This is a genomic window from Stappia sp. P2PMeth1, from assembly GCF_900185735.1.
Classification (GTDB): domain Bacteria; phylum Pseudomonadota; class Alphaproteobacteria; order Rhizobiales; family Stappiaceae; genus Stappia.
Genome location: NZ_FYAW01000040.1, coordinates 84,728 through 111,251 on the forward strand (window position 1 = coordinate 84,728; position 26,524 = coordinate 111,251).

The 26,524-nt window shown below is 67.8% G+C and carries 21 protein-coding genes; 9 read left to right on the plus strand and 12 right to left on the minus strand.

All coding sequences use genetic code 11. From position 1 onward, the window contains the following. Nucleotides 1-120: 120 nt before the first annotated feature. The 4 genes from P2PM1_RS22035 (at nt 121) to P2PM1_RS22050 (ending at nt 1,869) form a co-directional block, all read left to right on the plus strand. Nucleotides 121-465, plus strand: a complete 345-nt coding sequence (locus P2PM1_RS22035) for a hypothetical protein (RefSeq protein WP_186389883.1) — start codon at nt 121-123, stop codon at nt 463-465. 76 nt (nt 466-541) lie between these two features. Beyond that, nucleotides 542-892: a hypothetical protein gene (locus P2PM1_RS22040; protein ID WP_186389884.1), complete on the plus strand. Its 351-nt coding sequence runs from the start codon at nt 542-544 to the stop codon at nt 890-892. Nucleotides 893-1,141: 249 nt separating this feature from the next. Further along, nucleotides 1,142-1,300: a DUF5993 family protein gene (locus P2PM1_RS22045; RefSeq protein ID WP_186395052.1), complete on the plus strand. Its 159-nt coding sequence runs from the start codon at nt 1,142-1,144 to the stop codon at nt 1,298-1,300. 11 nt (nt 1,301-1,311) lie between these two features. Beyond that, the gene (locus P2PM1_RS22050; RefSeq protein ID WP_186395053.1) at nt 1,312-1,869 is read left to right on the plus strand and encodes a disulfide bond formation protein B; all 558 of its coding nucleotides are present in this window, start codon (nt 1,312-1,314) and stop codon (nt 1,867-1,869) included. Nucleotides 1,870-1,883: 14 nt separating this feature from the next. Here the strand turns inward: P2PM1_RS22050 and P2PM1_RS22055 are convergent, their stop codons facing one another. Then, on the minus strand, nt 1,884-2,528 hold the full coding sequence (locus P2PM1_RS22055; RefSeq protein ID WP_208985376.1) for a MarC family protein: 645 nt from the start codon (nt 2,526-2,528) through the stop codon (nt 1,884-1,886). A 295-nt stretch (nt 2,529-2,823) separates the two neighbouring features. Here P2PM1_RS22055 and gyrA point away from each other — a divergent pair, with 295 nt between their 5' ends. Then, nucleotides 2,824-5,625 (plus strand): DNA gyrase subunit A, encoded by a 2,802-nt coding sequence (gyrA, locus tag P2PM1_RS22060; RefSeq protein WP_208985383.1) that lies wholly within the window; start codon nt 2,824-2,826, stop codon nt 5,623-5,625. Between the two features lie 750 nt (nt 5,626-6,375). Here the strand turns inward: gyrA and P2PM1_RS22065 are convergent. Next, nucleotides 6,376-6,663, minus strand: a complete 288-nt coding sequence (locus P2PM1_RS22065) for a GIY-YIG nuclease family protein (protein ID WP_186400569.1) — start codon at nt 6,661-6,663, stop codon at nt 6,376-6,378. 636 nt (nt 6,664-7,299) lie between these two features. Continuing rightward, nucleotides 7,300-9,861, minus strand: coding sequence for an FAD-dependent oxidoreductase (locus P2PM1_RS22070; RefSeq protein ID WP_186400570.1), 2,562 nt, complete (start codon nt 9,859-9,861; stop codon nt 7,300-7,302). A 298-nt stretch (nt 9,862-10,159) separates the two neighbouring features. Between P2PM1_RS22070 and P2PM1_RS22075 the strand changes: the two genes are divergently transcribed. After that, nucleotides 10,160-11,701 (plus strand): trimethylamine methyltransferase family protein, encoded by a 1,542-nt coding sequence (locus P2PM1_RS22075; RefSeq protein WP_186400571.1) that lies wholly within the window; start codon nt 10,160-10,162, stop codon nt 11,699-11,701. 252 nt (nt 11,702-11,953) lie between these two features. Here the strand turns inward: P2PM1_RS22075 and P2PM1_RS22080 are convergent, their stop codons facing one another. The 6 genes from P2PM1_RS22080 to P2PM1_RS22105 form a co-directional block, all read right to left on the minus strand. After that, nucleotides 11,954-12,595, minus strand: coding sequence for a sarcosine oxidase subunit gamma (locus tag P2PM1_RS22080; RefSeq protein ID WP_186400572.1), 642 nt, complete (start codon nt 12,593-12,595; stop codon nt 11,954-11,956). Beyond that, nucleotides 12,588-15,578 carry a sarcosine oxidase subunit alpha family protein gene (locus P2PM1_RS22085; protein WP_186400573.1) on the minus strand — a complete coding sequence of 997 codons (2,991 nt, stop codon included), beginning with the start codon at nt 15,576-15,578 and terminating at the stop codon, nt 12,588-12,590. The genes P2PM1_RS22080 and P2PM1_RS22085 overlap by 8 nt, the downstream gene beginning before the upstream one ends. Continuing rightward, nucleotides 15,575-15,868 (minus strand): sarcosine oxidase subunit delta, encoded by a 294-nt coding sequence (locus P2PM1_RS22090; RefSeq protein ID WP_186400574.1) that lies wholly within the window; start codon nt 15,866-15,868, stop codon nt 15,575-15,577. The genes P2PM1_RS22085 and P2PM1_RS22090 overlap by 4 nt, the downstream gene beginning before the upstream one ends. Nucleotides 15,869-15,882: 14 nt before the next feature. After that, nucleotides 15,883-17,142 carry a sarcosine oxidase subunit beta family protein gene (locus P2PM1_RS22095; RefSeq protein ID WP_186400575.1) on the minus strand — a complete coding sequence of 420 codons (1,260 nt, stop codon included), beginning with the start codon at nt 17,140-17,142 and terminating at the stop codon, nt 15,883-15,885. 139 nt (nt 17,143-17,281) lie between these two features. Next, nucleotides 17,282-18,235: a LysR family transcriptional regulator gene (locus tag P2PM1_RS22100; protein WP_186400576.1), complete on the minus strand. Its 954-nt coding sequence runs from the start codon at nt 18,233-18,235 to the stop codon at nt 17,282-17,284. 101 nt (nt 18,236-18,336) lie between these two features. Beyond that, nucleotides 18,337-19,485 carry an iron-containing alcohol dehydrogenase gene (locus P2PM1_RS22105; RefSeq protein ID WP_186395063.1) on the minus strand — a complete coding sequence of 383 codons (1,149 nt, stop codon included), beginning with the start codon at nt 19,483-19,485 and terminating at the stop codon, nt 18,337-18,339. Nucleotides 19,486-19,735: 250 nt separating this feature from the next. Here P2PM1_RS22105 and P2PM1_RS22110 point away from each other — a divergent pair, with 250 nt between their 5' ends. Further along, a complete protein-coding gene (locus tag P2PM1_RS22110) occupies nt 19,736-20,038 on the plus strand; it encodes a hypothetical protein (RefSeq protein WP_186400577.1) in 303 nt (100 codons plus the stop codon). Nucleotides 20,039-20,132: 94 nt separating this feature from the next. On the opposite strand, the gene P2PM1_RS22115 is transcribed toward P2PM1_RS22110, so the two are convergent. Both P2PM1_RS22115 and P2PM1_RS22120 read right to left on the minus strand, forming a co-directional pair. Beyond that, the gene (locus P2PM1_RS22115) at nt 20,133-22,355 is read right to left on the minus strand and encodes a xanthine dehydrogenase family protein molybdopterin-binding subunit (protein WP_186400578.1); all 2,223 of its coding nucleotides are present in this window, start codon (nt 22,353-22,355) and stop codon (nt 20,133-20,135) included. Nucleotides 22,356-22,359: 4 nt separating this feature from the next. Then, the gene (locus P2PM1_RS22120) at nt 22,360-22,818 is read right to left on the minus strand and encodes a (2Fe-2S)-binding protein (protein WP_186389898.1); all 459 of its coding nucleotides are present in this window, start codon (nt 22,816-22,818) and stop codon (nt 22,360-22,362) included. A gap of 177 nt (nt 22,819-22,995) precedes the next feature. Between P2PM1_RS22120 and P2PM1_RS22125 the strand changes: the two genes are divergently transcribed. Further along, the gene (locus tag P2PM1_RS22125; protein WP_186400579.1) at nt 22,996-24,033 is read left to right on the plus strand and encodes a LysR family transcriptional regulator; all 1,038 of its coding nucleotides are present in this window, start codon (nt 22,996-22,998) and stop codon (nt 24,031-24,033) included. A gap of 162 nt (nt 24,034-24,195) precedes the next feature. Then, the gene (locus tag P2PM1_RS22130; protein WP_186400580.1) at nt 24,196-24,852 is read left to right on the plus strand and encodes a hypothetical protein; all 657 of its coding nucleotides are present in this window, start codon (nt 24,196-24,198) and stop codon (nt 24,850-24,852) included. Nucleotides 24,853-24,855: 3 nt separating this feature from the next. Here P2PM1_RS22130 and P2PM1_RS22135 read toward each other — a convergent pair whose 3' ends face one another. Further along, on the minus strand, nt 24,856-26,406 hold the full coding sequence (locus P2PM1_RS22135) for an alkaline phosphatase family protein (RefSeq protein ID WP_186400581.1): 1,551 nt from the start codon (nt 26,404-26,406) through the stop codon (nt 24,856-24,858). Nucleotides 26,407-26,524: the final 118 nt, after the last annotated feature.

The window sequence follows — 26,524 nt, forward strand, 5'->3', positions numbered from 1 at the left end:
AGCATGGCCGGCTCAAGGGCAAGCTTCTGCAATCGTTCACAAAAACAGCGCAGACCGTTCACGCGGAGATGATCCGGCAAAGCCTTGCCAAGTCCGCCCGGACAGACCATATGGCAGTGCATGATGACGATTCACAAAATTCATCAGCTATCGACTCCGATCGCCCTGTGGGGCGCCGGCGTCGTGCTGCTGGTTGCGACGCTCGGGGCCGGATTGGCCGCCTCGGATGTCGACGCCGCGGCGAAGTCCGCCGCCACCCTGCAACCTTTTGCCCAGGAGCACGTTATCCTGTCAGGCAAGGAGGAGCGAGCCATCGCGCGCACCGTTGAGGCGGTCTGCGGCGGCATCATCTTCCGCGAGGAGGATCCCGACTGCTTCGCCGGCACCGTGCCGGAGAAGAACCCGGTCATGGCCGAGCCGGCGACGGGCACCCCCGCCCTGCCGGCGCAACCCTCCGGTTCGTGATCCGCGTCACGGTTTCCTTGCCGTTTCTGCCTCAGTGTGGGGTCATCGAGAAACGATAAGCAGGGACGTGACGACAATGACCTTCCTTCATGACCATGGCGAGCCCTATGCTCACCGCCTGCGGGACCTGGCGATCGCCACCGTTGCCGCGCTGGCCGTCTTCGGCGGCCTGGTGAGCATCGCCCACACCATCCAGACCGCCTCGGCCGGCGCCGTGCGCAGCGAGATGGCGGCGCCCAAGACCGACCGCGCCGCCTCCGCGCTGCCCGCCGAGTGCCGCGGCCAGAGCTGGGGCAACTGGTCGGCCGACTGCGCCACCGCGCTCAGCGGTAACCGGTCGATGCGCCAGGTGCAGTTCACCACCGTCGAGACCCGCCAGCCGGCCGCCAACACCTCGGTCCTGGAGCGCATCCCCTCCAGTTCCTGACCGGGCGCCGCATGCCGGCGATCCGATACTAAAACGGGCGCCGCTTGCCGACGACCCGACACCGCAAAAGGCGACGCGCTGCATCCCGCAGGCGTCGCCTTTGCCGTTCTGGAGCCCGTTTCAGAGCCCGTTTCGGTGCCCGGCCCGGCGCCGGTCGGCGCGCGGGCGAGAATCGTCTAATCTCCCCGGAGTTCGCACCCGGTTCCCCACCCGGACATCCAAGGTCCCGGATCCCAAAGGCCCTGCCCGATGTATCTCGCCGCCCTCTTCGCCCTGCTCTTCGCGGCCCTTGCCGCCGCCGCCTTCGGCCCCATGCGCCTTGCCGGCCTGTTGACCGCGGCGAGCTTCGTCGCCGCCGTGCTGGTCTACCTGCACCACGCCACCGACCCGCTGCCGCTGTCGTTCTGAAGGGGCGCGCCATGATCTCCCGCTCTCTCGAGACGACCCTCAATGCCCTCGCCCTTCTCGCCATCTCGGCGGTGCTCGGCGTCGCCTTTCTCGACCAGTTCGCCAAGGGCGAGCTGCCCTGCCCGCTCTGCCTGCTGCAGCGCGCCGGCTTCCTGCTGCTCGCCATCGGCCCGGTGCTGAATGTCGCGCGCGGCCCCCGGCCCGCCCATTACGGCGTGACGATCCTTGCCGGGCTCATTGGCGCCGGCTTTGCCATGCGCCAGGTGCTGCTGCATATCCAGCCGGGCGATGCCGGCTATGGCGCGCCCTTTCTCGGCCTGCATTTCTACACCTGGGCGTTTGTCGTCTTCGTCGTCGCGATTGCCGCCTGCGCCCTGATGCTGGTGCTGCGCGCGCCCGGCGAGGAGCCGCGTGCCGCCGGCAGCGCGCCCGTCCGCCTTGCCGGCCTGCCGCTCATTGCGGTGCTGCTGGTGCTGGCGATGGCGGCGGCGAATGGCGTCAGCACGCTCCTCGAATGCGGCTTCGAAGCCTGCCCGGACAATCCGACCGTCTACCGCCTGCTGCAATAACCCTGGGACGGGTTCTAGCCGGCGGCGATCATCGCGCGGATGCCGTCGGCGATGAACTGGATCGACAGCGCCGCCAGCAGCACGCCGAGCAGCCGCGTCACCACCATGGCGGCGGTGTCGCCCATCATCCGCTCGATGCGGTCGGCCAGCAGGAAGGCGACGAAGCAACTGCCGATGATCACCAGGATCACCAGCGCCAGGCCGAGATAGGACACCGTGTCGACCGCCTGCGACGACAGCAGGATGACGGCGGAGATCGCCGCCGGCCCGGCGATCAGCGGGATGCCGAGCGGAAACACGGCAACGTCATGCAGCTCTTCCTGGTGTGCGGCGTGCTGCGACACCGCCTTTTCCGCCGTCTCGGATTTGCGCCGGTTGCGCTTGTCGAACACCATCTCGATGGCGATGATCAGCAGCAGCAGCCCGCCGGCGATCTGGAAGGCCGGCACGGAGATGCCGAGCACGCCGAGAACGCCGCGTCCGGCCACCAGGAACAGGAACAGGATGGCGCCGCCGATCAGCGTCGCGCGCAGGGCGATGCGTCGGCGCGTCGCCGCCGTGGCGCCCGCCGTTACCGCCAGGAACATCGGCGCCAGCCCCACCGGATCGATGGTCACGAACAGCGTCGCGAAGGCATTGATGAGATAGTCCGCCAGCATTGCGCAAGCCCCCCGCGCGACTCGTCCAGCCCCCTTATATCAGCCAAAAGACGCCCTGTGGACGCGGGCGCGCCGGCCCGTGTCCGAACTTTCCCTTGGGCAACTGACAAGCCACTGTTTTATCTTGCCTTTTCGCAGCGCGAAATGCCCTGGCGGATTTGGCTGGCAGCGCGGAATCGGCTATAAGACCGGGACAGATTCAACAAGTGAGAGAGATCTCTTGACCGATCGGGACACGAACGCACCGTCGGGCGGCCTGCCGTCCGACATCCGGCCCGTTTCCATCACCGACGAGATGAAGCGCAGCTACCTCGATTACGCCATGAGCGTCATCGTCAGCCGCGCCCTGCCGGATGTGCGCGACGGGCTGAAGCCGGTGCATCGGCGCATCCTCTACTCGATGCACGAGAACGGCTACGAGTGGAACAAGCCCTACCGCAAGTCGGCCCGCGTGGTCGGCGACGTGATGGGTAAATATCACCCGCATGGCGACAGCGCGATCTACGACGCGCTGGTGCGCATGGCGCAGACCTTCTCGCTGCGCCTGCCGCTGATCGACGGCCAGGGCAATTTCGGCTCGGTCGACGGCGATCCGGCCGCGGCCATGCGCTACACCGAATGCCGGCTGCAGAAGGTTTCCGCGCGCCTCCTTGACGACATCGACAAGGAGACCGTCAACTTCCAGGAAAACTACGACAATTCGGAGAGCGAGCCGGTCGTTTTGCCGGCAAAGTTCCCGAACCTGCTGGTCAACGGCGCCGGCGGCATCGCCGTCGGCATGGCGACCAACATCCCGCCGCACAATCTCGGCGAGGTCATCGACGCCGCCATCGCCCTGATGGAAAACCCGGCGATGACCACCGCCGAGCTGATGGAGATCGTCCCCGGTCCCGACTTCCCGACCGGCGGCATCATCCTCGGCCGCTCGGGCATCCGCTCGGCCTATGAGAGCGCGCGCGGCTCCATCGTCATGCGCGGCCGCGCCGAGATCGAGGAGATCCGCAAGGACCGCTACGCCATCGTCATCACCGAGATCCCCTATCAGGTGAACAAGGCGGCGATGATCGAGAAGATCGCCGAGCATGTGCGCGAAAAGCGCATCGAGGGCATTTCCGACATCCGCGACGAGTCGGACCGCTCCGGCATGCGCGTCGTCGTCGAACTCAAGCGCGATGCGGTCGGCGACGTGGTGCTGAACCAGCTCTACCGCTACTCGGCGCTGCAATCGACCTTCGGCGCCAACATGGTGGCGCTGAACGGCGGCCGGCCGGAGCAGCTCGGCCTCAAGGACATGCTCACCGCCTTCATCGCCTTCCGCGAGGAGGTGATCGGCCGGCGCACCCGCTTCCTGTTGAAGAAGGCGCGCGACCGCGCCCATGTCCTCGTCGGTCTCGCCATCGCGGTCGCCAATATCGACGAGGTCATCGCGCTGATCCGCACCGCGCCGGACCCGGCCACCGCCCGCGCCCAGTTGATGGAGCGCAACTGGCCGGCCCGCGACGTCGAGCCGCTCATCCGCCTGATCGACGATCCGCGCCACATGGTCAACGAGGACGGCACCTACAAGCTCTCCGAGGAGCAGGCCCGCGCCATTCTCGATTTGCGCCTGCAGCGCCTCACCGCGCTCGGCCGCGACGAGATCGCCGACGAGCTCAACAAGATCGGCGAGGAGATCCGCGACTATCTCGACATCCTGCGCTCGCGCTCGCGCATCCTCGACATCATCCGCGAGGAACTGACGGCGATCCGCGAGGAGTTCGCGACGCCGCGCCGCACCGAGATCATGGACGGCGGCGCCGATCTCGAGGACGAGGACCTGATCCAGCGCGAGGAGATGGTCGTCACCGTCAGCCATGCCGGCTATATCAAGCGCGTTCCGCTCGACACCTACCGGGCGCAGCGGCGCGGCGGCAAGGGCCGCTCGGGCATGTCGACCAAGGACGAGGATTTCGTCACCCGCCTGTTCGTCGCCAACACGCACACGCCGGTGCTGTTCTTCTCCTCGCGCGGCATCGCCTACAAGCTGAAGGTCTGGCGCCTGCCGCTCGGCGGCCCGACCTCGCGCGGCAAGGCATTGGTCAACATGCTGCCGCTGGAACAGGGCGAACAGATCACCTCGATCATGCCGCTGCCGGAGGACGAGGAGACCTGGGGCAATCTCGACGTGATGTTCGCGACGACGCGCGGCACCGTCCGCCGCAACAAGCTGTCCGACTTCACGCAGATCAACAAGAACGGCAAGATCGCGATGAAGCTGGACGAGGGCGACGGCATCGTCGGCGTCTTCACCTGCACCGAGCATGACGACATCATGCTGACCACGGCGCTCGGCCAGTGCATCCGCTTCCCCGTCACCGATGTGCGCGTCTTCGCCGGCCGCAATTCGGTCGGCGTGCGCGGCATCAATCTCGCCGACAGCGACAGCGTCATCTCCATGTCGGTGCTGCGTCATTTCGACTGCACGGCGGACGAGCGCAGCGCCTATCTGCGCCTGCGCCGGCTGATGCGCGGCGAGGCCGACGAGGCGAATGGCGAGACGAACGGCGAAGCTGGCGGCGAGGACGAGGGCGTGCCGGCGGGCGAACTGACGCAAGAGCGCTACGCGGCGATGAGCGCCACCGAACAGGTGATCCTCACCATCTCGGAAAACGGCTATGGCAAGCGGTCCTCGTCCTTCGAGTACCGGGTCACGGGCCGCGGCGGCAAGGGCATCACCGCCATGGCGGTGACCAAGCGCAACGGCCCGCTGGTCGCCTCCTTCCCGGTGGAAGACAGCGACCAGATCATGCTCGTCACCAATGGCGGCCAGTTGATCCGCTGCCCGGTCGACGGCATCCGCATCGCCGGCCGCGCCACCCAGGGCGTCATCGTCTTCAACACCGCGGAAGGCGAGGAAGTCGTCTCGGTCGGCCGCGTCTCCGACGAGGAGGACGCGGAAGAGGCGGCGCTCGACCAGGCTGGCGCGGGCGAGACCCCGGCCTCCGGCTCCGCCGCGCCGGGCGACAGCGGCAACGCCTCTGGCGACGACGAGGCTCCGGGCGACGACGCTCCCGGCAACGACACTCCGGATAGCGACGCTCCGGACGGCGAGGCCTGATCGGACTGCTCGCTTCGCGTTTCGGCACTCGCCTCGCGTTTCGGCACTCGCCTCGCGTTTCGGCACTCGCCTCGCGTTTCGGGCACTCGCCTCGCGTTTCGGCACTCGCCTCGCGTTTGGGCACTCGCCTCGGGTTTCGGGCACTCGCCACACTATCAGGGCCGCGGGACACTCCCGCGGCCCTTTCGTTTGCGAAATCTCCTCTCCCCCCTCGGCCGTCGCCCAAGCGCGAGCGCCCTACCGCCGCCGCCCCGCTGCCGTCGCCCTACCGCCGTCGCCCTACCGCCGTCGCCCCGCTGCCGTCACCCCACCCTCCGAGGTCACCCCGGCCGCAGGCGAAGCCGGAGAGCCGGGGTCTATTGGTTCCCAGAGCGGTGGCGACGGCATGCCGAGCCCACCTCCGGCACGGCCCGCAACGCCTCCCGCCTCACGCCTGCCGAGGTCGCCAATGGATCCCGGCTCTGCGCTGCGCTTGGCCGGGATGACCTCCGAGGAGGAGGCCCGGCCTCGCATCCCCTCAGCCGTCACCCCGGCCGCAGGCGAAGCCGGAGAGCCGGGGGCTATTGGTTCCCAGAGCGGCGGCGAGGACCCTCCGAACAGGCCTCCGGCACGGCCCGCAAAGCCGCCCGCCTCACGCCTGCCGAGGTCGCCAATGGGTCCCGGCTCGGCGCTGCGCTTGGCCGGGACGACAGCCTGAGAAAAGGGCAACCGGAGCGCCTCACCAAGAACGCATCATCCCTTCTCGCCCGGCTACATGTTGAGCTGCTCGTAAAGGTCTTCCCACTCAGCATTGAAGGCGTCGATCGCCTGGATCTTCCATTCCCGCTTCCAGCGTTTCAGCCGCTTTTCCTGGGCAATCGCCTCGTTGATGGAAGAATACTCCTCATAGTAGACGAGGCGGCCGACGCCGTGCCGGCGGGTGAAACTCTCGCCTTGCCGTTCCCGATGCTCGAAGATCCTCCGGGCAAGGTCATTGGTCACACCGACATAGAGCGTGCCGCGCCGTCGGCTGGCGAGAATGTAGACGAAATATGTCATCCCGCCATGGTTGTACCGAGTTGCAGAAAATGCAAGCCACAGGCTGACGGACTGGGCTCAGTCCAGCACTCCCCTCTCCCCCAAGACCATCACCCCACCACCATCACCCCACCTTCGGCCGTCGCCCAAGCGCGAGCGCCGCCGTCCCACCCTCCGAGGTCACCCCGGCCGCAGGCGAAGCCGGAGAGCCGGGGCCTATTGGTTCCCAGAGCGGCGGCGAGGACCCTCCGAACAGGCCTCCGGCACGACCCGCAAAGCCGCCCGCCTCACGCCTGCCGAGGTCGCCAATGGATCCCGGCTCGGCGCTGCGCTTGGCCGGGACGACCTCCGAGGAGAAGGCCCGACCTCGCATCCCCTCAGCCGTCACACCGGGCAAGCGTAAGCGCGACCCGGTGCCCATTGGCTGCCAGAGCCGGAGTTGGTGCGCGCCGATCTCTCCCCGCGTCATCCCGCACGCAGCGAAGCGGAGATGCGGGATCGGCGAGCCGAGGGCGTATGAGGCACGCTCCGGGCCGAACCCGCGACCGCCGTGGCTCGCCGATCCCGGCTCTGCGGCCGGGATGACGACGGAGGGGCCTGCGAGCACACACAATGGCAGGCACTCCGGTCTCCCCCCTGTCCCCCCCGGCGGCCGCCTCAGCTCCGCGGTTTCAGGTTCTGCGGGTCGTAGAGCGGCGCGTAGCCGACGCCGGCGACCTCCACCGGGAAGGTTTCCGAGAAATACTCCACACTGAGCTTCTGACCCACCCTGGCGAACTCATGCGGCAGATAGGCGAGCGCGATGTTCTTTCCCACCGTCGGGCCATAGGCGATGGAGGTCGTGTAGGAGAGCCGGCCGAGCGCATCGACCAGGGTCTTGCCGGTCGCCGGATCGATCACCGGCAGTGTGCCGACCGGGTAGCGCGGCGTGCCGCCGGCATCGACATTGTCGGTCATAACCAGCGTGCACAGCATCGCCGGCTGGTAGCCGCGCGACCGGTACTCCAGATGCTTCGCCTTGCCGCGGAAGTCGGCCTCCTTGACCTTGGGGCGGGCAAGATCGGCCTCGTAGAGATTGTACTGGGTCAGCAGGTCGGCGTTCTGCAGGCGCAGCGACTTCTCCATCCGCCGCGAATTGGCATAGGTCTCGACGCCCGCCGCCATGATGCCGAGCGCCCGCAGCGCGTCCCAGACGGCGAGCCCGTCCTCGTAACGCATATGCAGCTCCCAGCCCTGCTCGCCGACATAGGAGAGCCGCAGCGCCGTCACCTTGCGCCCGGCGATCTCGATCTCGCGGATCGCCGCGAAGGGGAAGGCCTCCGGCTCGAGGCCGGCCGGATCGGCCACCGCCTGCTTCAGCCTGTCGCGCGCATTCGGCCCCCAGATGCCGATGGTCGTATAGCGCTCGCTGACATCGGTGACGGTGACGTCGAGCCCGCGGTCCTGCGCCGTCCGGCGGACATAGTGGAGGTCGCGCGGGCCGGCATCGGCGCCGTCGATGATGCGGCAGCGGTCGGCCATGCGGATCACGGTGAGGTCCGCCCGCACCATGCCCTCGTCGTCGAGGAAATGGGTGTAGATGCCCTTGCCGATGTTGCCGTCGCCGCCGATCTTCGCCGCGCAGAGCCATTCCAGCAGCTCCACATGGTCCGGACCCTCGACCTCGAACATGTAGAAATGCGAGAGGTTGATGATCGCGCAGTCCTCGCTCATGGCGAGGTGCTCGGCATTCGACACCCGCCAGAAGTGCCTGTTGTCCCACTCGTTGTGCCGCTCGGGCACGCGGTCGCCGTACTTGTCCAGCAGGTGCTCGTTGGCGGCGTAGCCATGGGCGCGTTCCCAGCCGCCGAGCTCCATGAAATAGCCGCCGAGTTCCACCTCGCGCTCATGGAAGGGCGAGCGCTTGACGCCCCGCCCGGTCGCATAGGGCTCGCGCGGGTGGATCGCCGGGAAATAGATCTTCTGCGCCGCCTCGCGGCAGCGGCCCTCGATGAAACTCTCGGTCAACTGGTGCGCATAGAAGCGGGAATAGTCGATCGAGGCATGGTCGATGCCGGTGCGCCCGTCGGTGATCCAGTCGGCGATCAGCTTGCCGTAGCCCGGCCCGTCCTTCACCCAGATCGCGACGCAGTACCACAGGCCGCGCACCTTCTGGCTCTCGCCGCAGGACGGGCCGCCGGCGGCGGAGACCTGCAGCAGCCCGTTGAACGAGTGGCTCTCATTGTAGCCGAGTTCGCCAAGGATCGGCGTCAGCTCCATCGCCCGCTCCAGCGGGCCGATCACCTGCTCCATCTCCAGGTCGCGCTGCGAGGGCGACAGCCGCGCCTCGTGCTTTTCCAGCAGGTCGCGCGGGTGGCACAGGCGCGGTTCGTCGGTCTCGTAATAGCCCCACTCGATCTGGCCGCCCTCGGTGGTCTTCGGGTCGCCGGTGTCGCGCATATAGGCGGAATTGCCCTGGTCGCGCAGCAGCGGATAGCCGATCTCCTTGCCCGTGCCGGCGAATTCGTTGAACGGCCCGAAAAAGGTCAGCGGATGGTCGACCGGCATCACGGGAAGATCCTCGCCGACCATCTCGGCGATCAGCCGGCCCCAGAGACCCGCGCAGACGATGACGTGGTCGGCGCGGATCGTGCCGCGATGGGTGACGACGCCGGCGATCCGCCCGTCCTCGACAATCAGCGACTGCGCCGGCGTGTTGGCGAAGGCCCTGAGCCGTCCGGTCTTCTCGCCCGCATCGACCAGCTTGCCGGCGACCGTCTGCGAGCGCGGCACCACGAGGCCGGCATCCGGGTCGAACAGCCCGCCCTGGACCATCTCCTCCTCGATCAAGGGGAACTTCTGCTTGATCTCGGCGGGCGTCACCAGATGGGCGCGGGTGCCGAAGGCCTTGGCGGAGCTCGCCTTGCGCTTGATCTCCTCCATCCAGGTGTCGTCGCCGGTGCGCGCCACTTCCAGCCCGCCGATGCGCGCGTAATGGCCCATCTTCTCGAAGAAATCGATGGAATACTGCGTCGTCCACACCGACAGGTAGTCGTGGCTGGTGGTGTAGCAGAAGTCGGAGGCATGGGCGGTGGAGCCGATATCGGTCGGGATGCCGGACTTGTCGATGCCGACGACATCGGTCCAGCCGCGCTCCAGCAGATGATGCGCCACCGAGGCGCCGACGATGCCGCCGAGGCCGATGATGACGATTTGTGCCTTGTCCGGAAACGCCGACATTGTCCACCCTTCTTGCCTGCGGGCCTGGGCGGGTCGGCGCGCCGGCCTGCCCCTTCGCCGGCAGTATTGCCACGATTTGCGTCCCCCAATGGCCTGATTGCGTCATGCCACCATCCCCGCGACGACACGCGGGCCAAAGATGCCCGGTCGCGGCCGGCTCCCGTCCCCGCAATGCAGCGCGCACCCATGACGCTTTTAGAGAAACCGACGACGCTTTCGCGCCGCAGGCGGGCGCGCGCCCGGCGCACAGTGACGGGCAGAATCGGCAGTCGGCAGCTACGCAGAGGACTTGCAGCGGATGAGTGACCAGGAAGCGCGCGCCGGACGGCGCGGCCGGGCGGCAAGGACGGAAAAGCGGCGCGGATCGCAGGCGGCCGGCGCCCTGCCCTATATTTCCCGCAACCTGCCGGTCTACGACATTCTCAGCGACGAGGGCGCCGAGCTGATCGAGGCCAATGCCGACCGGCTGCTGGCCGAGATCGGCCTGGAATTCCGCGACGATCCCGAGACCATCGCGATCTGGAAGGCGGCCGGCGCCGAGGTTTCGGGCGAGCGCGTGCGCTTTCCGAAAGGCATGCTGCGCGAGCTCATCAAGACCGCGCCTTCGCAATTCGTCCAGCACGCCCGCAACCCGGAGCGCAACGTCGTCATCGGCGGCAACAACACCGTCTTCGCGCCGGTCTACGGCCCGCCCTTCGTCACCGACCTCGACAAGGGCCGCCGCTACGGCACCATCGAGGACTTCCGCAATTTCGTGAAACTGTCCTATGCCTCGCCCTGGCTGCACCATTCGGGCGGCACGGTGTGCGAGCCCGTCGACCTGCCGGTCAACAAGCGGCATTTCGACATGGTCTATGCCCATCTGAAATATTCCGACAAGCCGTTCATGGGCTCGGTGACGGCGCCGGAGCGGGCGCGCGATTCGGTCGCCATGGCGGAACTGGTCTTCGGCAAGGAGTTCGTCGACCAGAACTGCGTGATGATCCAGCTCATCAACGCCAATTCGCCGCTGGTCTATGACGCGACCATGCTCGGCGCGCTCAAGGTCTATGCGGCGGCCAACCAGGCCTGCATCGTCTCGCCCTTCATCCTCGCCGGCGCGATGAGCCCGGTGACGGTCGCCGGCACCCTGTCGCAGGTGCTGGCCGAGGCGCTGGCCGGCTGCGCGCTGACCCAGCTCGTGCGCCCCGGCGCGCCGGTCGTCTTCGGCGCCTTCGTCTCGTCGATCTCGATGCAGTCGGGCGCGCCCACCTTCGGCTCGCCGGAAGGCAGCCTGCTGCTCAACGGCGCGGCGAAGCTGGCGCGGCGCGCCGGCCTGCCCTTCCGCTCCGGCGGCTCCTTCACCTCGTCGAAGACCCCGGACGCCCAGTCGGCGCAGGAATCCGCCCAGACGATCCTGGCGACGCTGCTGTCGGGGGTGAACTTCTGCCTGCACGCCGCCGGCTGGCTGGAGGGCGGGCTGTGCTCGTCCTACGAGAAATTCGTCATGGACGCCGACCAGCTCGGCATGATGCATGTCCTGGCCAAGGGCATCGACCTGTCGGAGGAAGCGCAGGCGATGGACGCCCTCGCCGAGGTCGGGCCGGGCGGGCATTTCCTCGGCGCCCTGCACACCCAGCGCAATTTCGAGACCGCCTTCTATCGCTCGGAGATCGCCGACAACAACTCCTTCGAGCAGTGGAGCGCCGATGGCGGACTGGACGCCGCCTGGCGGGCGAACCGGAAGTGGAAGCAGATGCTCGCCGACTACGAGGCGCCGGCGCTCGACCCGGCGATCGACGACGCCCTGATCGGCTTCATGGCCCGCCGCAAGGCCGAGTTCCCCGACAGCAACGTCTAGGGTCCGGCAGGAGCCTCTGGGGGCCTCCGGCAGGGGGTCTTTGGGGGGGCTCGGACCGTTTTTTTGGGCGCGCGTCGCGTTCGCACGCGCCGTTTGCCGCCGAACGCCGATTTCGAGACGGCATTCTCAAAAATCGGGCGAATTGAGACGGAATTTTGCAAAATTCGTCTCGAAAATTGAGACCCCTGCAATCTCAACGGGTTGCAGGGTTTTTCGCGCGATTTTCCGTGATTCTCCGTGATTCTGGGGCCGTTACAGCACCGCGCCCGGCTCGCCGACCCGGTAGCCGAATTCCAGCGCCGCGTCGGTCATCCAGTCGATCAGCGCATCGGCAAGGCTCGACGGCGCCAGCACGTCGAACACCGTTTCGCTGCGCCGCAGAATCACCGCCGGGATCTGGTGGATCACCGATTGCGCCAGCGCTCCGGCCGGAAACGCGGCCGGGTCGAAGTCGATGGCGACCGCCTTGTTGAGCACCTCGGACGCCGCCTCGCCCTCGATCCGGACGATCCGGCGGGCGCCGGCGAGATCGACCACCGCGGCGTCTTCCGCCTCGAGCGCGCCGTCGACGCGGGCCGTCTCGCCGGCCTCCGCGCCGAGATAGATGAACCGGCCGAAGGCGATCCAGCAGACCAGCGCGGACGGGCTTTCGGTGAAGCGGCCGGGCCGTCCCGGCAGGGTCGTTCCGGCCAGGTCCGAGAGGGTTTTCGTTACTTTTTCCAGATGGTTAGGCCATGCGCCGACTTCCAGAAGCGCCCCAGTGGAAAGCTCCCTGAGGGTCAGCGTCGGGGGCTCCGCCCCCGCCGCCTCGCCCGGCACCAGCCGGCCGACCACCGGTCTTGCGACCGTCGTTTGGGGCTCGGTTCGGGGTTGCTCGTTGCTGACGTCAGACATGCATTCGGCTCCCGTCGGGGTCATAGAAGCAGGGATCGGCGACGGTCACCGCCACCCGCTCGTCCTTCAGCGGGAAGGCCGCCTCCAGCACCTCGCCGTGGCGGTCGCGACCACGGGACAGGAAGGCGAGCGCGATGTTGGCGCCAAGCGCCGGCGACCAGGTCACGGCGGTGACATGGCCCAGACTCGCCCCTCCACCGGGCAGGGTCAAGTGGCTGCCTGCGCGGATCGCCTGCCCGTCCCGCGACACCAGCCCGACCAGAACCGGCCTTTCCGGATCGACGAAGGCCGGTCGCTGGGTCATCGTCGAGCCGACATACGGCTTCTTCCGCGACGCCATGCCGCCGAGCCCGACATCGGCGAGCGTCGTCCGCCCGTCCATTTCAGCGCCGGTTATATGCCCTTTCTCGATGCGCAGCGTGCCCAGCGCCTCCATGCCGTAGGGCATGATTCCATTGGGTTTTCCGGCCTCGATCAGCGCTTCCCAGACGGCAAGGCCGGCCGGCCAGTCGCAATAGACCTCGTAGGCCAGTTCGCCCGAAAACGACAGCCGCGCGATCATCACCGGCGCCCCGGCGATGCGCCCGCGCACGATCCCCATATGCGGGCAGGCCTCGGCCGAGACGTCGCCCTCGGCGAGCGCGGCCTGCAGCACCTTGCGCGCCTGCGGCCCGGCCACCGCCATGCCGGCGAAGCGGTCGGTCACCGAGGTGACATGGACGCGCAGGTCCGGCCAGACCACCTCCAGATAGTGCTCCATATGGGCCAGCACCGCGCCGGCATTGGCCGTCGTGGTGGTCACGAGAAAGCGGTTCGGCGCCAGCCGCCAGGCGGTTCCGTCGTCGAACATGATGCCGTCCTCGCGCAGCATGACGCCGTATCGCGCCTTGCCGACCGGCAGCTTGGCAAAGCCCCCGGTGTAGAGCCGGTTGAGGAATTCGCCCGCGTCCGGGCCCTGCACATCGATCTTGCCCAGCGTCGAAACGTCAACGATGCCAACGCTCTGGCGCACGGCCGTCGCCTCGCGGATATAGGCATCGCGCAAAGTTTCACCCGGCCCGATATAGGCGCGCGGGCGCATCCACAGGCCCGCCGTCATCATCTCCGCGCCCTTGGCCACGTGCCAGTCGTGCAAGGGCGTGCGGCGCACCGGCGCGAAGTGATGGCCGGTCTCGCGGCCGGCCAGCGCGCCGATGGTCACCGCCGTCCAGGGCATGCGGAAGCGGGTGGTGCCGACCTGAGGCGCGGTCAAGCCCCGCGCCCGCGCCATCAGGGCGATGGCGTTGACGTTGGAGGTCTTGCCCTGGTCGGCGGCCATGCCGAGCGTCGTGTAGCGCTTCAGGTGCTCGACCGAGCGGAAGCCCTCGCGATTGGCAAGCTCCACGTCGTCCGCGGTGACGTCGTGCTGGAAGTCGACGAAGCGCTTGCCCCGGCCGGTCGCCGGCACGTCGAAGAGCGGGAACGGCAGCTCGGCGCCGGCCAGTTGTCCCGACAGCGTGGGCAGCGAAATATCGCGGTTTTCTGCCGTTTTTCCGCAGGCGTTCGCCGCTGTCCGGCCGGCTTCGAGGCCCGCGGCAAGGCAGCCGGCAAGGTCGAGCATGCCGGCGCAGGCCCCCGCCGCCGTCCAGGCCTCGCGGGCGCTGCCCGGCACGAAGGACTGCAGCGCCTCGTCGAAAACCGGCGCGCTGCCCGCCTGGCTCGCCAGATGCACGCTCGGCGTCCAGCCGCCGGAGACGAGAAGCGCGTCGCAGCCGGGCTGCATGACATTGGCGCCGAGCGCGCCGGAGATGGGATCGAAGCCGCGAATGTCGATGCCGGCCAAGGCCTTGCGCCCCTTGGTCGCGGCAACGACCGCGCCGGTTTCGAGGCGAATTCCGCGCGCGCCGAGGGCTGCGGCAAGGGCCGGGTCGATCTCGCGGCGCGGGTCGACCACCGCCTTGATCGACACGCCGAGATCGGCAAGCTGGATCGCGGTGCGGGCGCCGCCGTCATTGTTGGCGAAGACGACGACCGACGCGCCGACGGCAACGCCGTAGCGCGTCGCATGGGCAAGGCCGGCGGAGGCCAGCATGACGCCGGGCGCGTCGTTGCCGGAAAAGACCAGCGGCCGCTCGATGGCGCCGGTCGCCAGCACCACATGACGGGCGTGGATGGTCCAGTGGCGCTGGCGCGGCTCGAAGGGCGCCGGCTTGCGCTTGTGGTCGGCGACCCGCTCGACCGCGCCCAGCACGTTGCCGTCGAAATAACCGTAGACGCTGGTGCGCGGCAGGATGCGCCCGCCGCCCGCCTCGATCTCGCGCAAGGCCCCGTCGATCCACTCGGCCGGCTCCAGCCCGTCGAGCTGCACTCCGTCCTCGAAGAGACGGCCGCCCGGCTTCGCATTCTCGTCGGCCAGGATGACGCGCAGGCCGGCGGCGGTCGCTGCGCGCGCGGCCATCAGGCCGGCGGGTCCGGCACCGACCACCACCACGTCGCAGAACGCGTTGGTCTTCTCGTAGCGGTCGGGATCGGCAAGATGGGTGCCGCGGCCGAGGCCCGCCGCCTTGCGGATGAAGCGCTCGCAGAAATGCCAAGTCGCCTGGCCCGTCCCCATGAAGGTCTTGTAGTAGAAACCGGCGGAAAACAGCGGCGAAAGCAGGTCGTTGACCGCCATCATGTCGAAGGAGAGCGACGGCCAGCGGTTCTGGCTGGCCGCTTCCAGCCCGCCATAGAGCTCCGTCATTGTGGCGCGGGTGTTGGGCTCCTGCCGGGCGCCATCGCGCAGCTCGACCAGCGCGTTGGCCTCTTCGGGGCCTGCGCCCATGACGCCGCGCGGGCGGTGGTACTTGAAGCTGCGGCCGACCAGCACCCGGCCGGAGGCGAGCAGCGCGGAGGCCAGCGTGTCGCCGGCAAAGCCCTGCATCGGCTCGCCGTCGAAGCGGAAGGCGAGCGGCCGCGAGCGGTCGAGATGGCTGCCGCCCTGGGGAAGCCGGTAGCCGCTCATGCGCCCGCTCCCGGCATGCGCGCGGCCTCGCCGGCAAAGCGCCCGGCCATCTCGACGCTGCTGATCTCGTGGGTCAGCGTATCGCGCGTCACCAGCAGCCAGTGGCGGCAGCCGCCGATATGGTGCCAGAGCTCGACATGGCGCCCGCGCGGGTTTTCCCGCTCGAAGACATAGGCCACATGGGCGTCGGTGTCGGTGACGGAGAGATCCGGCCGGCGGACGGTGCCGTCGCCGCCATAGGAGAACTCGGCGACGCCGCGCGGCCCGCAGCAGGGACAATGGATGCGCATGGGCGGGCGTCCTCTCAGTGCATCTTCGGATAGGGGCCGGCGCCGCGCTCGTCGAGGACGTAGCCGCGCTGGAACCGGTCGAGCGTGAAGGGGGCGTTGAGCGGGTGCGGCTCGTCCTTGGCCATGGTCCAGGCGAAGCACCAGCCGGAGGCGGGCGTTGCCTTGAAGCCGCCGTAGCACCAGCCGGCATTGAGATAGAGCCCGGGCAGCGGCCCGGTGGCGATGATCGGGCTGCCGTCCATGCTCATGTCCATGATGCCGCCCCAGTTGCGCAGCAGCCGCAGCCGCGAGACGAAGGGCAGCATCACGCTCACCTCCGACATGACATGCTCGACCACCGGCAGGTTGCCCCGCTGGGCATAGGAATTGTACTTGTCGATGTCGCCGCCGAAGACCAGACCGCCCTTGTCGGACTGGGAAATGTAGAGGTGGCCGGCGCCGAAGGTGACGACGCAGTCGAGGATCGGCTTGACCGGCTCGGAGACGAAGGCCTGCAGCACGTGGCTTTCGATCGGCAGGCGCTCGACGCCGGCGAGGCGCAGCACCTGCGAGGTGCTGCCGGCGACGGCGACGCCGACCTTGGGCGCGCGGATCTCGCCGCGCGTCGTCTCGACGCCGACGATCCGCCCGCCCTCGCGCAGGAAGCCCGTGACCTCGCAATTCTCGATGATGTCGACGCCGCGCGCATCGGCCGCGCGGGCGTAGCCCCAGGCGACCGCGTCGTGGCGGGCGGTGCCGGCGCGCGGCTGAAGCAGGCCGCCGAGCACCGGAAAGCGGGCGTCCGGCGACATGTCGAGGCCGGGCACCCTGCGCGCGACCTCCTCGCGGCCGAGCAGCTCCGCATCGATGCCTTCCAGCCGCATGGAGTTGCCGCGCCGGGCGTAGTCGTCGAGCTGCGACGGGGTGTGCGCCAGGTTGAGGATGCCGCGCTGGGAGAACATCACATTGTAGTTGAGGTCGAGCGACAGGCCCTCCCACAGCTTCATCGACCACTCGTAGAAGCGGTTGTTGCCGGGCAGCATGTAGTTGGAGCGCACGATGGTGGTGTTGCGGCCGATATTGCCGGAGCCAAGCCACCCCTTTTCCAGCACAGCGATGTTGGTAAGGCCGTGCTCCTTGGCGAGATAATAGGCGGTCGAAAGACCATGGCCGCCGCCGCCGACGATGATGGCATCGTAGGCCGGTTTCGGATCGGGCTTGCGCCAGGCGGGCTGCCAGTCGCGGTGTCCGGACAGGGCGTTGCGCAGCAGCGAGAAGGCCGAATATTTCTGCAAGGGCGAGAGGTCCTTCCTGATGGCGGGCCCGGTCAAAAACGGAGGGCGGATGCCAGCCTAGCCCGGCGGCGGCAAAGGCCCAATGGCCGAAATCCGTCCCGCCGCTGTCGCATTTGCGACCCGCGCCGGGACCCCGCGGTCAGGCCGCCCCTTGCGCCCGCTCGCTTTCGGTCGGGAGATGTTCGAGCGAGGGTGCGAACTCGGTCAGCATGCGGCGGCGGAAGATCTGCACCGCCTCGCGCTGCAGGTCGTCGGGACGGAACAGCATGAAATAGCCGAAGCCGGAGGCGGCGGTGACGGCGAGCGGGGCCGCGAGCCGCCCTTCGGCGATGTCGCGCGCAGCAAGCCGGCGGTCGGCGACGACGAGCCCGCCCTCGCGGGCGGCGAAATCCAGCGCCATATAGGCGGTGTCGAAGACGACGCCCTGCGGCAGGGTTGCGGCGACGCCGGCGGCGCGCAGCAGCTCCACCCAGGCTGTGTGGCGGCCGGCCTCGTTGCGGATGTGGATGACGGTCTCGCGGGCAAGCGCCGCCGCGATCCCCTCCTCGCGCAGGCGCGGCGCCATGTCCGGCCGGCACAGGAGGGTCAGCTCCTCCATCCACAACAGGTCCATCACCTGGTCGGTGACGCGCGGGCGGGAGAAGACGACGGCCGCGTCATGCACGGTGCTGTCGAGGCTTTCCAGCACGTAGGGCGTGTCGATCTCGATGGAGACGCCGCCCTGCGCGCGGCAGGTCTCGATGATCGGCGCGGCCATGCGGATGGCGAAGGACGGCGGCAGGGCAAGGCGCAGCGTGCCGCCCCGGTCGATCTCGCAGATGGCGTTGAGCCCGGCCTGCAGCCGGTCGAGCGCCGGGGTGACATTGGCGATGAGGTCCTGGCCGGCGGCGGTGAGCGCCAGCGAGGAGCCCCGCCGCTCGAACAGTTGGGCGCCGATCACCTCCTCCAGGTTCAGGATATGGCGGCTGATGGCGCTCTGGGTGACGCCGAGGCTTTCGGCCGCGCGGGTGAAGCTCATCTGGCGTGCGGCGGCCTCGAAGGCGCGCAGCGAATTGAGCGGCAGCCGGCGGCGGTCGATCGGGCTTGTGGTCATGCTTGCGGATCCCGGGCGGCGTGCATCCTCCCGCCGCTCGGCAAAGGCTACGACGGCGGCGGGCGCCTGCAAAGGGTTCATCCGCATTCCTCCCCGGATCGTCAGCCGAAGCCGAGCGCGCGCTCGGCCAGCAGCAGCAGGTCGTCGTCGGTAACGAGGCGGCGGCTGGCATTGCGCATCGGGGCGTTCTCGGGCGCGGCCATGCGGGCAGCAAGACGCTCCGGCGGCAGACGATTGATGTCGGCGGCCAGCGACAGGCGAATGCCGAGGCGGCGAACAAGGCCGGAAAACGCCATCGGCAGCTCACCGTAATGGGCGCAGCCGAAGGCGCGGGCGACCTCCGTATAAGCCTCCTCCTCCCCCTCCATCGACCAGCCGAGCGAGGCGGCCATGCCGATGGCGACGGCGCGGCCGTGATGGATCGGCACCAGGCTTGCCAGCGCATGGGCGATGTTGTGGGCCAGGCCGGTGCCGGCATTGTCGATGCCGATGCCGGCCCAGGTGGCGGCCAGCAGCATGGCGCCGCGCGCCTCCAGGTCGTTCGGCTCGGCGACGGCGCGGTCGATATTGGCCGTGGCGAGACGGATCGCCTCGTGGCAGATGCGGGAATTCTCAGTGAAGGCGGCCCGACCCGTCGCCGCCTCCATGGCATGGACGATGGCGTCGACGCCGCAGGCCGCGGTGAGCTGCGGCGGCAGGCCGATGGTCAGGCGCGCGTCGAGCAGGGCGACATCGGGCTTCAGGGCCGGCGCCCAGTACCAGTATTTGGTGCCGCCGGCATCGGAGATGACGGAAACGGCGGTTGCCTCCGAGCCGGTGCCGGCGGTGGTCGGCACACAGACCAGCGGCACGCGCGCCACCGGCAGCGCGGCGGCGGCAAGCCGGTAGTCCTCGAGGTTGCCGTGGGCGCCGATCATCGCGGCGACAAGCTTGCCGGCATCGAGCGCCGAGCCGCCGCCGAGACAGACGACGGCACCGGCCCCCTCCTGGCGGGCGATCCGCACCGCCTCGGCGACGGCCGGCTCCTTCGGATCGCTGAGGATCGCGTCATGGGTGACGACCCGGTGGCCGCCATCCTTGAGAAAGCCGGCGATGCGGGAGGTGAGACCGATGCCGGTCAGGCCGTTGTCGGCGACCAGCAGAACGCAGGCGCCCGGGCCGGCAAGCTCGGCGACGATGGCGCCGATCTCGGCGCTGCGCCCCGGCCCGGCAACGATGCGCGGCACCTGGTTGGTGGTGAAAGGCTGCAATCTCCCCTCCCCGGTTCGGGCCCCGCACCCAACGCGCGAGCGGACTGGACCGGAAAAATGCTAGGGCCGAGAGGGCCTTCGGCGGAAATGCAAAAAAGCCATCGGCCAATGAGATTATGTCGGGCGCGGCATGTCGGCGCGGCCTGGAGCCGTGTCGGAACGATGGACCATGCATGGGTGAACGGGATAGGACTGGGAAGTTGGCGATGCTGGTCGCATCGTCGGACATGCCATTTCAGGATGCCGAGCCATGAAATTCCTCGCCACCGCCTTCGCCCTGACACTCGCCGCCGCGCCCGCACAGGCGGCAGTGTCGGGTTTTTACGACAGCGCCGAGCAGATCGGCACCATCCTGTCCAGCGCGGCGGTCGCCGATGCCCTGCGCCAGGCGCCGATAGGCCATGTCGCCAACACCGGCACGCGCGCGGACGGCGCGCGCGAATGGCAAGTGAGAACCCAGGAGTGCGATCTGACGGTCTATCTGAAGCCGGTGCCGCCGCAGGGCATCGGCAGGACCACCTACGAGCTCGAACTCGGCGCCCCCTGTCCTTGAGACCGGGCGAAAGCCTCAGCGCAGCAAGGTGCAGCAAGACGGGCCGGCGCGTGAGGCACACGCGCCGGCCCGTTCGTTCATCTCGGCATGGCCCTCAGGCGAGGCCCGTCTTGGTCAGCGGCAGCACCGCCGGCAACTCACCGGTGGCGGCGAGGATCGCATTCGCCACGGCCGGACCGATCGGCGGCGTGCCGGGCTCGCCGGCACCGGACGGCGCCTCCGCCGAGGCGAGGACCTCGACCTCGACATGCGGCATGTCCTCGATACGCATCGGGCGGTAGCTGTCGAAGTTCACCTGGTCGACATGGCCGTCGGTCAGGGTGATCTCGCTGAACAGGACCGCGGCAAGGCCGTAGCCGATGCCGCCTTCCATCTGCGCCTTGACGTTGTCCGGGTTGACGGCAACGCCGCAGTCGACCGCGCACCAGACGTTCTCGATCCTGAAGGTTCCATCGTCGCGGCGGCTGACCTCCGCGACCTCGGCCACATAGGTGTTGAACGACTTGTGCACGGCGATGCCGCGGAAGCGGTCGCCATTCTCAGGTCCCGCCCAGCCGGACATTTCGGCGACCTTTTCCAGAACGCCGAGCTTGCGGGCATTGTCCTTGTCGCGCTCGGCAATGCCGGAAGGCTGCGCTAGGTGCCGACGGCGGAACTCCAGCGGATCGACGCCGGCAGCGCGCGCCGCCTTGTCCATCATCGCCTCGACCACATAGCCCGTCTGGGTGTGGCCGACCGAGCGCCACCACAGCACCGGCACGCCGACCTTTGGCGAGTGCAGCTCGGCATGGAAGGCCGGGATCGCGTAGCTGGCATCCTTGATGCCCTCGACCGAGGTCTCGTCGATGCCGTCATGGACCATGTACTGCTCGAAGAAGGTGCCGGACATCAGCGACTGCTGGACGATGCGGTGATGCCAGCCGACGAGGTTGCCGTCCGCGTCGAGCCCGGCGCGCACCTTGTGGACGCCCATCGGCCGGTAGTAGCCGGCGCGCGTGTCGTCCTCGCGGGTGTAGACCAGCTTGATCGGCTGCGACTTGCCCCAGAGCTTGGCGATGGTCGCCGCCTCGACGATGTGACGAGCATCAGGCGTAGTACGCCGGCCGAACGAGCCGCCGCCATAGAGCGTGTGGATGGTGACATTCTCCGGCGCGATACCGAGAACGGCGGCGGCCGTCTGCTGGTCGACCGTCTGGAACTGAGAAGGGTACCAGAGGCTCGCCCGCTCGCCCTCGACATGGATGGTCAGCACCATCGGCTCCATCATGCCATGGGCGAGATACGGGAACTCGAAGACCTGCTCGACCACGGTTGCGGCGCCCGCAATCGCGGCCTCTGCATCGCCGTCGTCGCGGAACACGGGACCGGCCGTCTCGGCCAACTCGCGGAATTCGGCGAACAGGGCATCGGAGGAGCGGGTTTCGGCGCCGGTCTCGTCCCACTCGATCTCCAGCGCCTCGCTGGCCTTGATCGCCGGCCAGGTCGAGGTCGCAAGCACCGCGACGCCGTGGCCCGGGACCTCGATGACGTCGACGACGCCCTTCACCGCCCTGGCGGCCGAAGCGTCGAAGGAGGCCACCTTCGCTCCGAAAGCCAGCGGGCGGGTCAGCACGGCGACCAGCATGTCGTCGCGCTGGACGTCCATGCCGTAGGTGTTCGGCGCGCCGACCGTCTTGTTCGGCACATCGAGCCGCGGGAAGGACTTGCCGATATAGACCCATTGGTCGGGCGACTTCAGCGTCACCTCGGCCGGGGCCTCGAGCTTCGCCGCCGCCTCGGCAAACTCGCCGAACGTGCCGGACTTGCCGGAGCCGTGCGAAATCGTGCCGGCGGAGACGGTGATCTCGGCAGCCGGAACGCCCCAGGCCTTCGCGGCGGCGGCGACCAGCATGGCGCGGGCCGTGGCGCCGGCCTTGCGGTACTGCTCGAACGAATTGGCGATGGCGGTGGAGCCGCCGGTGCCCTGCATGCCGAAGGCAAGGTTCTTGTAGCGCCCGGTATCGGCCGGAGCGAATTCGGCCCGCATCTGCTCGGGAGCCGCATCAAGCTCCTCTGCGACGAGTGTCGCAAGGCCCGTGGCATTGCCCTGGCCCATGTCGAGATGCTTGTTGAGCACCGTGACGATGCCCTCCGGCGAGATGCGGATGAAGGGGGTGAAGGCGTCCTCGGTCGAGGCGCCGTTCGCCTGGGCGATACCCGGAACCGCAAGCCGCGACCCGACGACGAGACCGCCGGCGGCGACCGCCGACATCTTCAGGAAGTTGCGGCGGGTGGGACGCGCGGCGGCGTCCTGCATGCGCTTCATCACATGAAACATGAGCTCAGCCCTCCATCGTCTCGGCAGCGCGATGGATCGCCGCGCGGATACGGGTGTAGGTGGCACAGCGACAGACATTGCCGCTCATCGCCATGTCGATGTCCTCGTCGGACGGCTTCGGCGTCTCGGCCAGAAGCGCGGTGGCGGCGAGGATCTGGCCGGACTGACAGTAGCCGCATTGCGGCACCTCCAGCTCGCGCCAGGCGGCCTGGACGGCCTTGGCCGCCTTGCCGTCGACACCCTCGATGGTGACGATGGCCATGCCCTCCGCATCGCTCGCCATGGTCTGGCAGGAGCGGACGGCCATGCCGTCGAGATGGATGGTGCAGGCACCGCAAGCGGCGATGCCGCAGCCGTATTTGGTGCCGGTCATACCGAGCTCGTCGCGCAGGACCCAGAGCAGCGGCGTCTCGGGATCGACATCGATCTCGCGATCCTGGCCATTGATGTTCAAACGGATCATCCGTCCCTCCTGATGAACGGGATTGGCTGGATCGCGCAAGTCCCGTCTCCCTGCCTTCTTCCGCCCGAAGAACGCAAAAGCCGGGAGACGGGACTTGCGCGATTGCTACGCGACCTTAAGTGGGTCACGATCCATCTATCGTCCAATTGATTTTGGATATCCGGGAACATTGACGAGATGAATATATCCTCGGTCGACCTCAACCTGCTGGTGGCGTTCGACGCGCTCATGAGCGAGCGCAACGTCACACGCGCCGCGCGCCGCATCGGCCTGTCGCAACCGGCCATGTCGAACGCGCTGTCGCGACTGCGCGCACTGTTCGACGACGAGCTGTTCGTGCGCTCAGGGAGAGGCATGGAGCCGACCGCGCGGGCGCAATCGCTGGCGATGCCGGTGTCGGAGGCGCTGCGGCGGATCGAGGAGGCGATTGCCCCGGCGCTGGCCTTCGACCCGTGCAATCTTGATCGGTCGGTGCGGCTCGCGATGACCGACAATTCGATGGCGGTGCTGCTGGAGGCGCTGATCCTGCGGTTCCGCAACGCTGCGCCCAAGCTCGACCTGCACATCAAGAACTCCCGCGCGGCCGGCATGACGCCGATGCTGGACGACGGCGAGATCGACATGGCCATCGGCGTTGCCGGCGAGCTGGAGGCGCGCCACCGGGCGATGCCGCTCTATTCGGATCGGCTGGTGGGGGTCGCCCGGCGCGGGCGCTTCGGGCCGCAGGGGCCGACCCTGGAGCAATTCGTTGCCGCCGAGCACGTGCTGGTGACGCCGCGCAGCGGAACCGGCGGCACGCTGGACCGGGAGCTTGCCAATCGCGGCCTGTCGCGCCGGGTGTTCCTGACGCTGCCGCAATTCATCATGGCGCCCTATGCGGTCGCCAAGGCCGATCTCGTCGCCTGCCTGCCGGCGCGCATCGCGCTGGCCAAGGCGGAGATGCTGGACCTGGAGATCTTCGAGCCGCCGGTGGAGCTGGACGATTTCACCGTCTCGCTGATCTGGCATGGGCGCGACGACGCCGAGCCGGCGCATCGCTGGCTGCGCGAGACGGTCGCCGATGTGGTGCGCGAGGTGACGGCACTCGGCAACACCGACCGCTGGCCGATCTGCCAGACGTTGCTCGGCCCCTGCCGGGCGAACATCCCGGCAGCGGACACGGCGGCGGTACAGGAGCAGCCGGCAGAGGACGAGCGCGTTCCCGCGTCCGCCTGATCCCTGCCGGTCAGGCGCCCCTGGCGTCGACCGGGCCGTCCGAAAAACAGCAGCGGCCGGCCGGCGAACTGGAAGCATTTCACTTCCGCCTCCCACCTGCGCCAGATTGATCAGAGGCAACCCGTCAGCTAACCTCTGAGCTTCGCCAGACGGAAAAATAACATGGTTTCAAACAAACACTTTGATATCGACCTAATCTCACTCGAAGCGCCCGAGGTCAGCGCCCCCAGCTTTGACGAAATAATCTACATCGCAAACCTGGAAAATTCAGAAAACCCCTTTGGAAACACTTTAACAAGAGGTAAATTTATAAAAGAAACAGGAAATAAATGGCTGATAGATGAAGGACTTTCAGAATTTAACTACCAAAAACACGGGTACGACAATCAAGTATCTCAATTTGAATTGATTATAAAATTTGATTCACCTATAGAAATTCACGAAACAAATTCGGACAAATTCTTATATTCATTATCAAAAAATATAATCACAAGCAAATGGAGAAACGGAATCCGCCACTCAGGCGCCTATGTCAAGTTTGGGAAAGTTGAAGAAGGCTCCATATACGCACGACTGATCGCGGGAGTTCTTGCGTTCGGTACTTTTGTAGTTAACTATCCCGACCTAAAAGAAGGATTTCGAGAAATAATTACCGACGCAGAATTTATTTCTGAAAAAATAACAACAGCAATAAGAGCATCGAAAATACCAGATAACAACCAACAAAAAGATGAAGAAAAACCAATAGAAAAATTTATACTGGATCGAAGGCAACGCCTGAATCCAGAGAACCTACGGCGTATTTTGAACGATGATTAGACGCTACGCCCGCGCGTCGACCGGTCCGTCCTCGGTCAGCTCGATACCGGTCAGCCGCCGGTCGAGATGGCGCGCGCGCCAGGACAGCATCTTCTCCGCATAGCGCAGTCGCAGCGAGGCGTAGGCCGGGTCCTCGGCGACATTGCGGGTCTCGTGCGGATCGGCGGCAAGGTCGAAGAGCAGCGGCGGTAGGCCGGCGAAGTGGACGTATTTCACATCCGCATCGCGAATGACGCTCATGGAGCAGGCATCGAGCGGCAGGCCGAGCGCGGCCTGCGCCTCGCCGGTCGCAACCTCGCGGAAATCATACTCCCAATGCGCCGCATCGCGCCACTCGGCCGGAACCCGCCCTTCCAGGAACGCGGTCAGCGGCGCCCCGTCGAGCCACGGCGGACAGGTCGCGCCGATCGCTTCCAGCACCGTCGGCATGATGTCGACGGACTCGGTGAAGGCCTCGACCGTGCGGCCATGGCCCTCGCTCTTGCGCGGATCGCGGACGATCAGCGGGATGTGATAGGCCTGATCGTAGAAGCCGAGCTTGGAGAAGAGCTGGTGGTCGCCCATCATCTCGCCGTGGTCGGCGGTGAGCACGACCAAGGTGTTGTCCCACTCGCCGCGCGCCTTCAGTTCGGCGACGAGGCGGCCGATCTGGGCATCGACTTCCGAGACCATGCCCCAATAGGTGGCACGCAACTGCCGGCGGACGGCCTCGTCCCAGTCGCGCACCGTGCCCCGCGCGCCCCAGACGAAATCCGACTTCTCCTGCTGGCCGATCGCGTAGTCGAGGAAGGGATGGAGGCGAGCGGCCTCGCCCGGCGTTGCCGCGCCGCGAAAGGCCGGTCCCTCGGCGGGATCGTACATGGAAGCATAGGGCTCCGGCACGATGAAGGGTGGATGCGGGCGGATGAAGCTGAGATGCGCGAACCAGGGCCGGCCGCCGGCCTTGGCGCGAGCCGGCGGCGCGCTCTCCACCTCGCCGAGCCAGCGCAGGAACTCCTCGACCAGGAACGCGGTCTCGGTCTCCTCGGCCGAATAGCGCGCCGGGCGGCCGGTGGGCGGATCAGCCGGACCATCCGCCGGCAGCCACATGTCCTGCCGCGGATCGGGCAGCTCGTGCCCGCGAGACGCCAGCCAGGACAGCCAGGGGCCGTGATCCTCCGGCACGCGCACCCGCACGCTCATGCCCGGCAGGATGCCCTCATAGGTGCGCAGCCAGGGATCGTCGCCGGTGACCGTGCGCGGATCGACGGACTGGTCGGTATAGCCGAACAGGGTCGGATCGTAGCCGGCGCGGCGCGCGGCAAGCGCGATGGTGTCATGCCGTGCGTCGAGCGGCGTGCCGTTGCGCACCACCCGGTTGGTCATCTGGTAGAGGCCGGTGTAGAGGCTGGCGCGGGCCGGCGCGCAAGGCGCCGCCTGGCAATAGTGGCGGGAGAAATACACTGCCTCCCGCGCCAGGGCGTCGATATTGGGCGTGCGCACGACGGGATGCCCGGCGAGGCCGAGGCAATCGCCGCGCCACTGGTCGGCGGTGATGAGGAGAACGTTGAGCATGGCGGCGGGAACCTGAAAGGCGGCAGCGGTCTGACGACCTGATGGGAGAGGCTTCAAGCGAGACGATCCCCCGCAAAGACCGGAAACCGGTCTGGCAAGGGAACCCAAGCAGGGGAAA

Excerpts from the sequence above, each read along its gene's own strand:
- P2PM1_RS22125 (WP_186400579.1), top strand. The coding sequence starts at position 22,996 with ATGAATATATCCTCGGTCGACCTCAACCTGCTGGTGGCGTTCGACGCG.
- P2PM1_RS22050 (WP_186395053.1), top strand. The coding sequence starts at position 1,312 with ATGATCTCCCGCTCTCTCGAGACGACCCTCAATGCCCTCGCCCTTCTC.
- P2PM1_RS22065 (WP_186400569.1), bottom strand. The coding sequence starts at position 6,663 with ATGACATATTTCGTCTACATTCTCGCCAGCCGACGGCGCGGCACGCTC.
- P2PM1_RS22120 (WP_186389898.1), bottom strand. The coding sequence starts at position 22,818 with ATGATCCGTTTGAACATCAATGGCCAGGATCGCGAGATCGATGTCGAT.
- P2PM1_RS22075 (WP_186400571.1), top strand. The coding sequence starts at position 10,160 with ATGAGTGACCAGGAAGCGCGCGCCGGACGGCGCGGCCGGGCGGCAAGG.
- P2PM1_RS22135 (WP_186400581.1), bottom strand. The coding sequence starts at position 26,406 with ATGCTCAACGTTCTCCTCATCACCGCCGACCAGTGGCGCGGCGATTGC.
- P2PM1_RS22130 (WP_186400580.1), top strand. The coding sequence starts at position 24,196 with ATGGTTTCAAACAAACACTTTGATATCGACCTAATCTCACTCGAAGCG.
- P2PM1_RS22090 (WP_186400574.1), bottom strand. The coding sequence starts at position 15,868 with ATGCGCATCCATTGTCCCTGCTGCGGGCCGCGCGGCGTCGCCGAGTTC.
- P2PM1_RS22100 (WP_186400576.1), bottom strand. The coding sequence starts at position 18,235 with ATGACCACAAGCCCGATCGACCGCCGCCGGCTGCCGCTCAATTCGCTG.
- P2PM1_RS22085 (WP_186400573.1), bottom strand. The coding sequence starts at position 15,578 with ATGAGCGGCTACCGGCTTCCCCAGGGCGGCAGCCATCTCGACCGCTCG.
- P2PM1_RS22110 (WP_186400577.1), top strand. The coding sequence starts at position 19,736 with ATGAAATTCCTCGCCACCGCCTTCGCCCTGACACTCGCCGCCGCGCCC.
- P2PM1_RS22055 (WP_208985376.1), bottom strand. The coding sequence starts at position 2,528 with ATGCTGGCGGACTATCTCATCAATGCCTTCGCGACGCTGTTCGTGACC.
- P2PM1_RS22040 (WP_186389884.1), top strand. The coding sequence starts at position 542 with ATGACCTTCCTTCATGACCATGGCGAGCCCTATGCTCACCGCCTGCGG.
- P2PM1_RS22070 (WP_186400570.1), bottom strand. The coding sequence starts at position 9,861 with ATGTCGGCGTTTCCGGACAAGGCACAAATCGTCATCATCGGCCTCGGC.
- P2PM1_RS22045 (WP_186395052.1), top strand. The coding sequence starts at position 1,142 with ATGTATCTCGCCGCCCTCTTCGCCCTGCTCTTCGCGGCCCTTGCCGCC.
- P2PM1_RS22115 (WP_186400578.1), bottom strand. The coding sequence starts at position 22,355 with ATGTTTCATGTGATGAAGCGCATGCAGGACGCCGCCGCGCGTCCCACC.
- gyrA (WP_208985383.1), top strand. The coding sequence starts at position 2,824 with ATGAAGCGCAGCTACCTCGATTACGCCATGAGCGTCATCGTCAGCCGC.
- P2PM1_RS22080 (WP_186400572.1), bottom strand. The coding sequence starts at position 12,595 with ATGTCTGACGTCAGCAACGAGCAACCCCGAACCGAGCCCCAAACGACG.
- P2PM1_RS22035 (WP_186389883.1), top strand. The coding sequence starts at position 121 with ATGATGACGATTCACAAAATTCATCAGCTATCGACTCCGATCGCCCTG.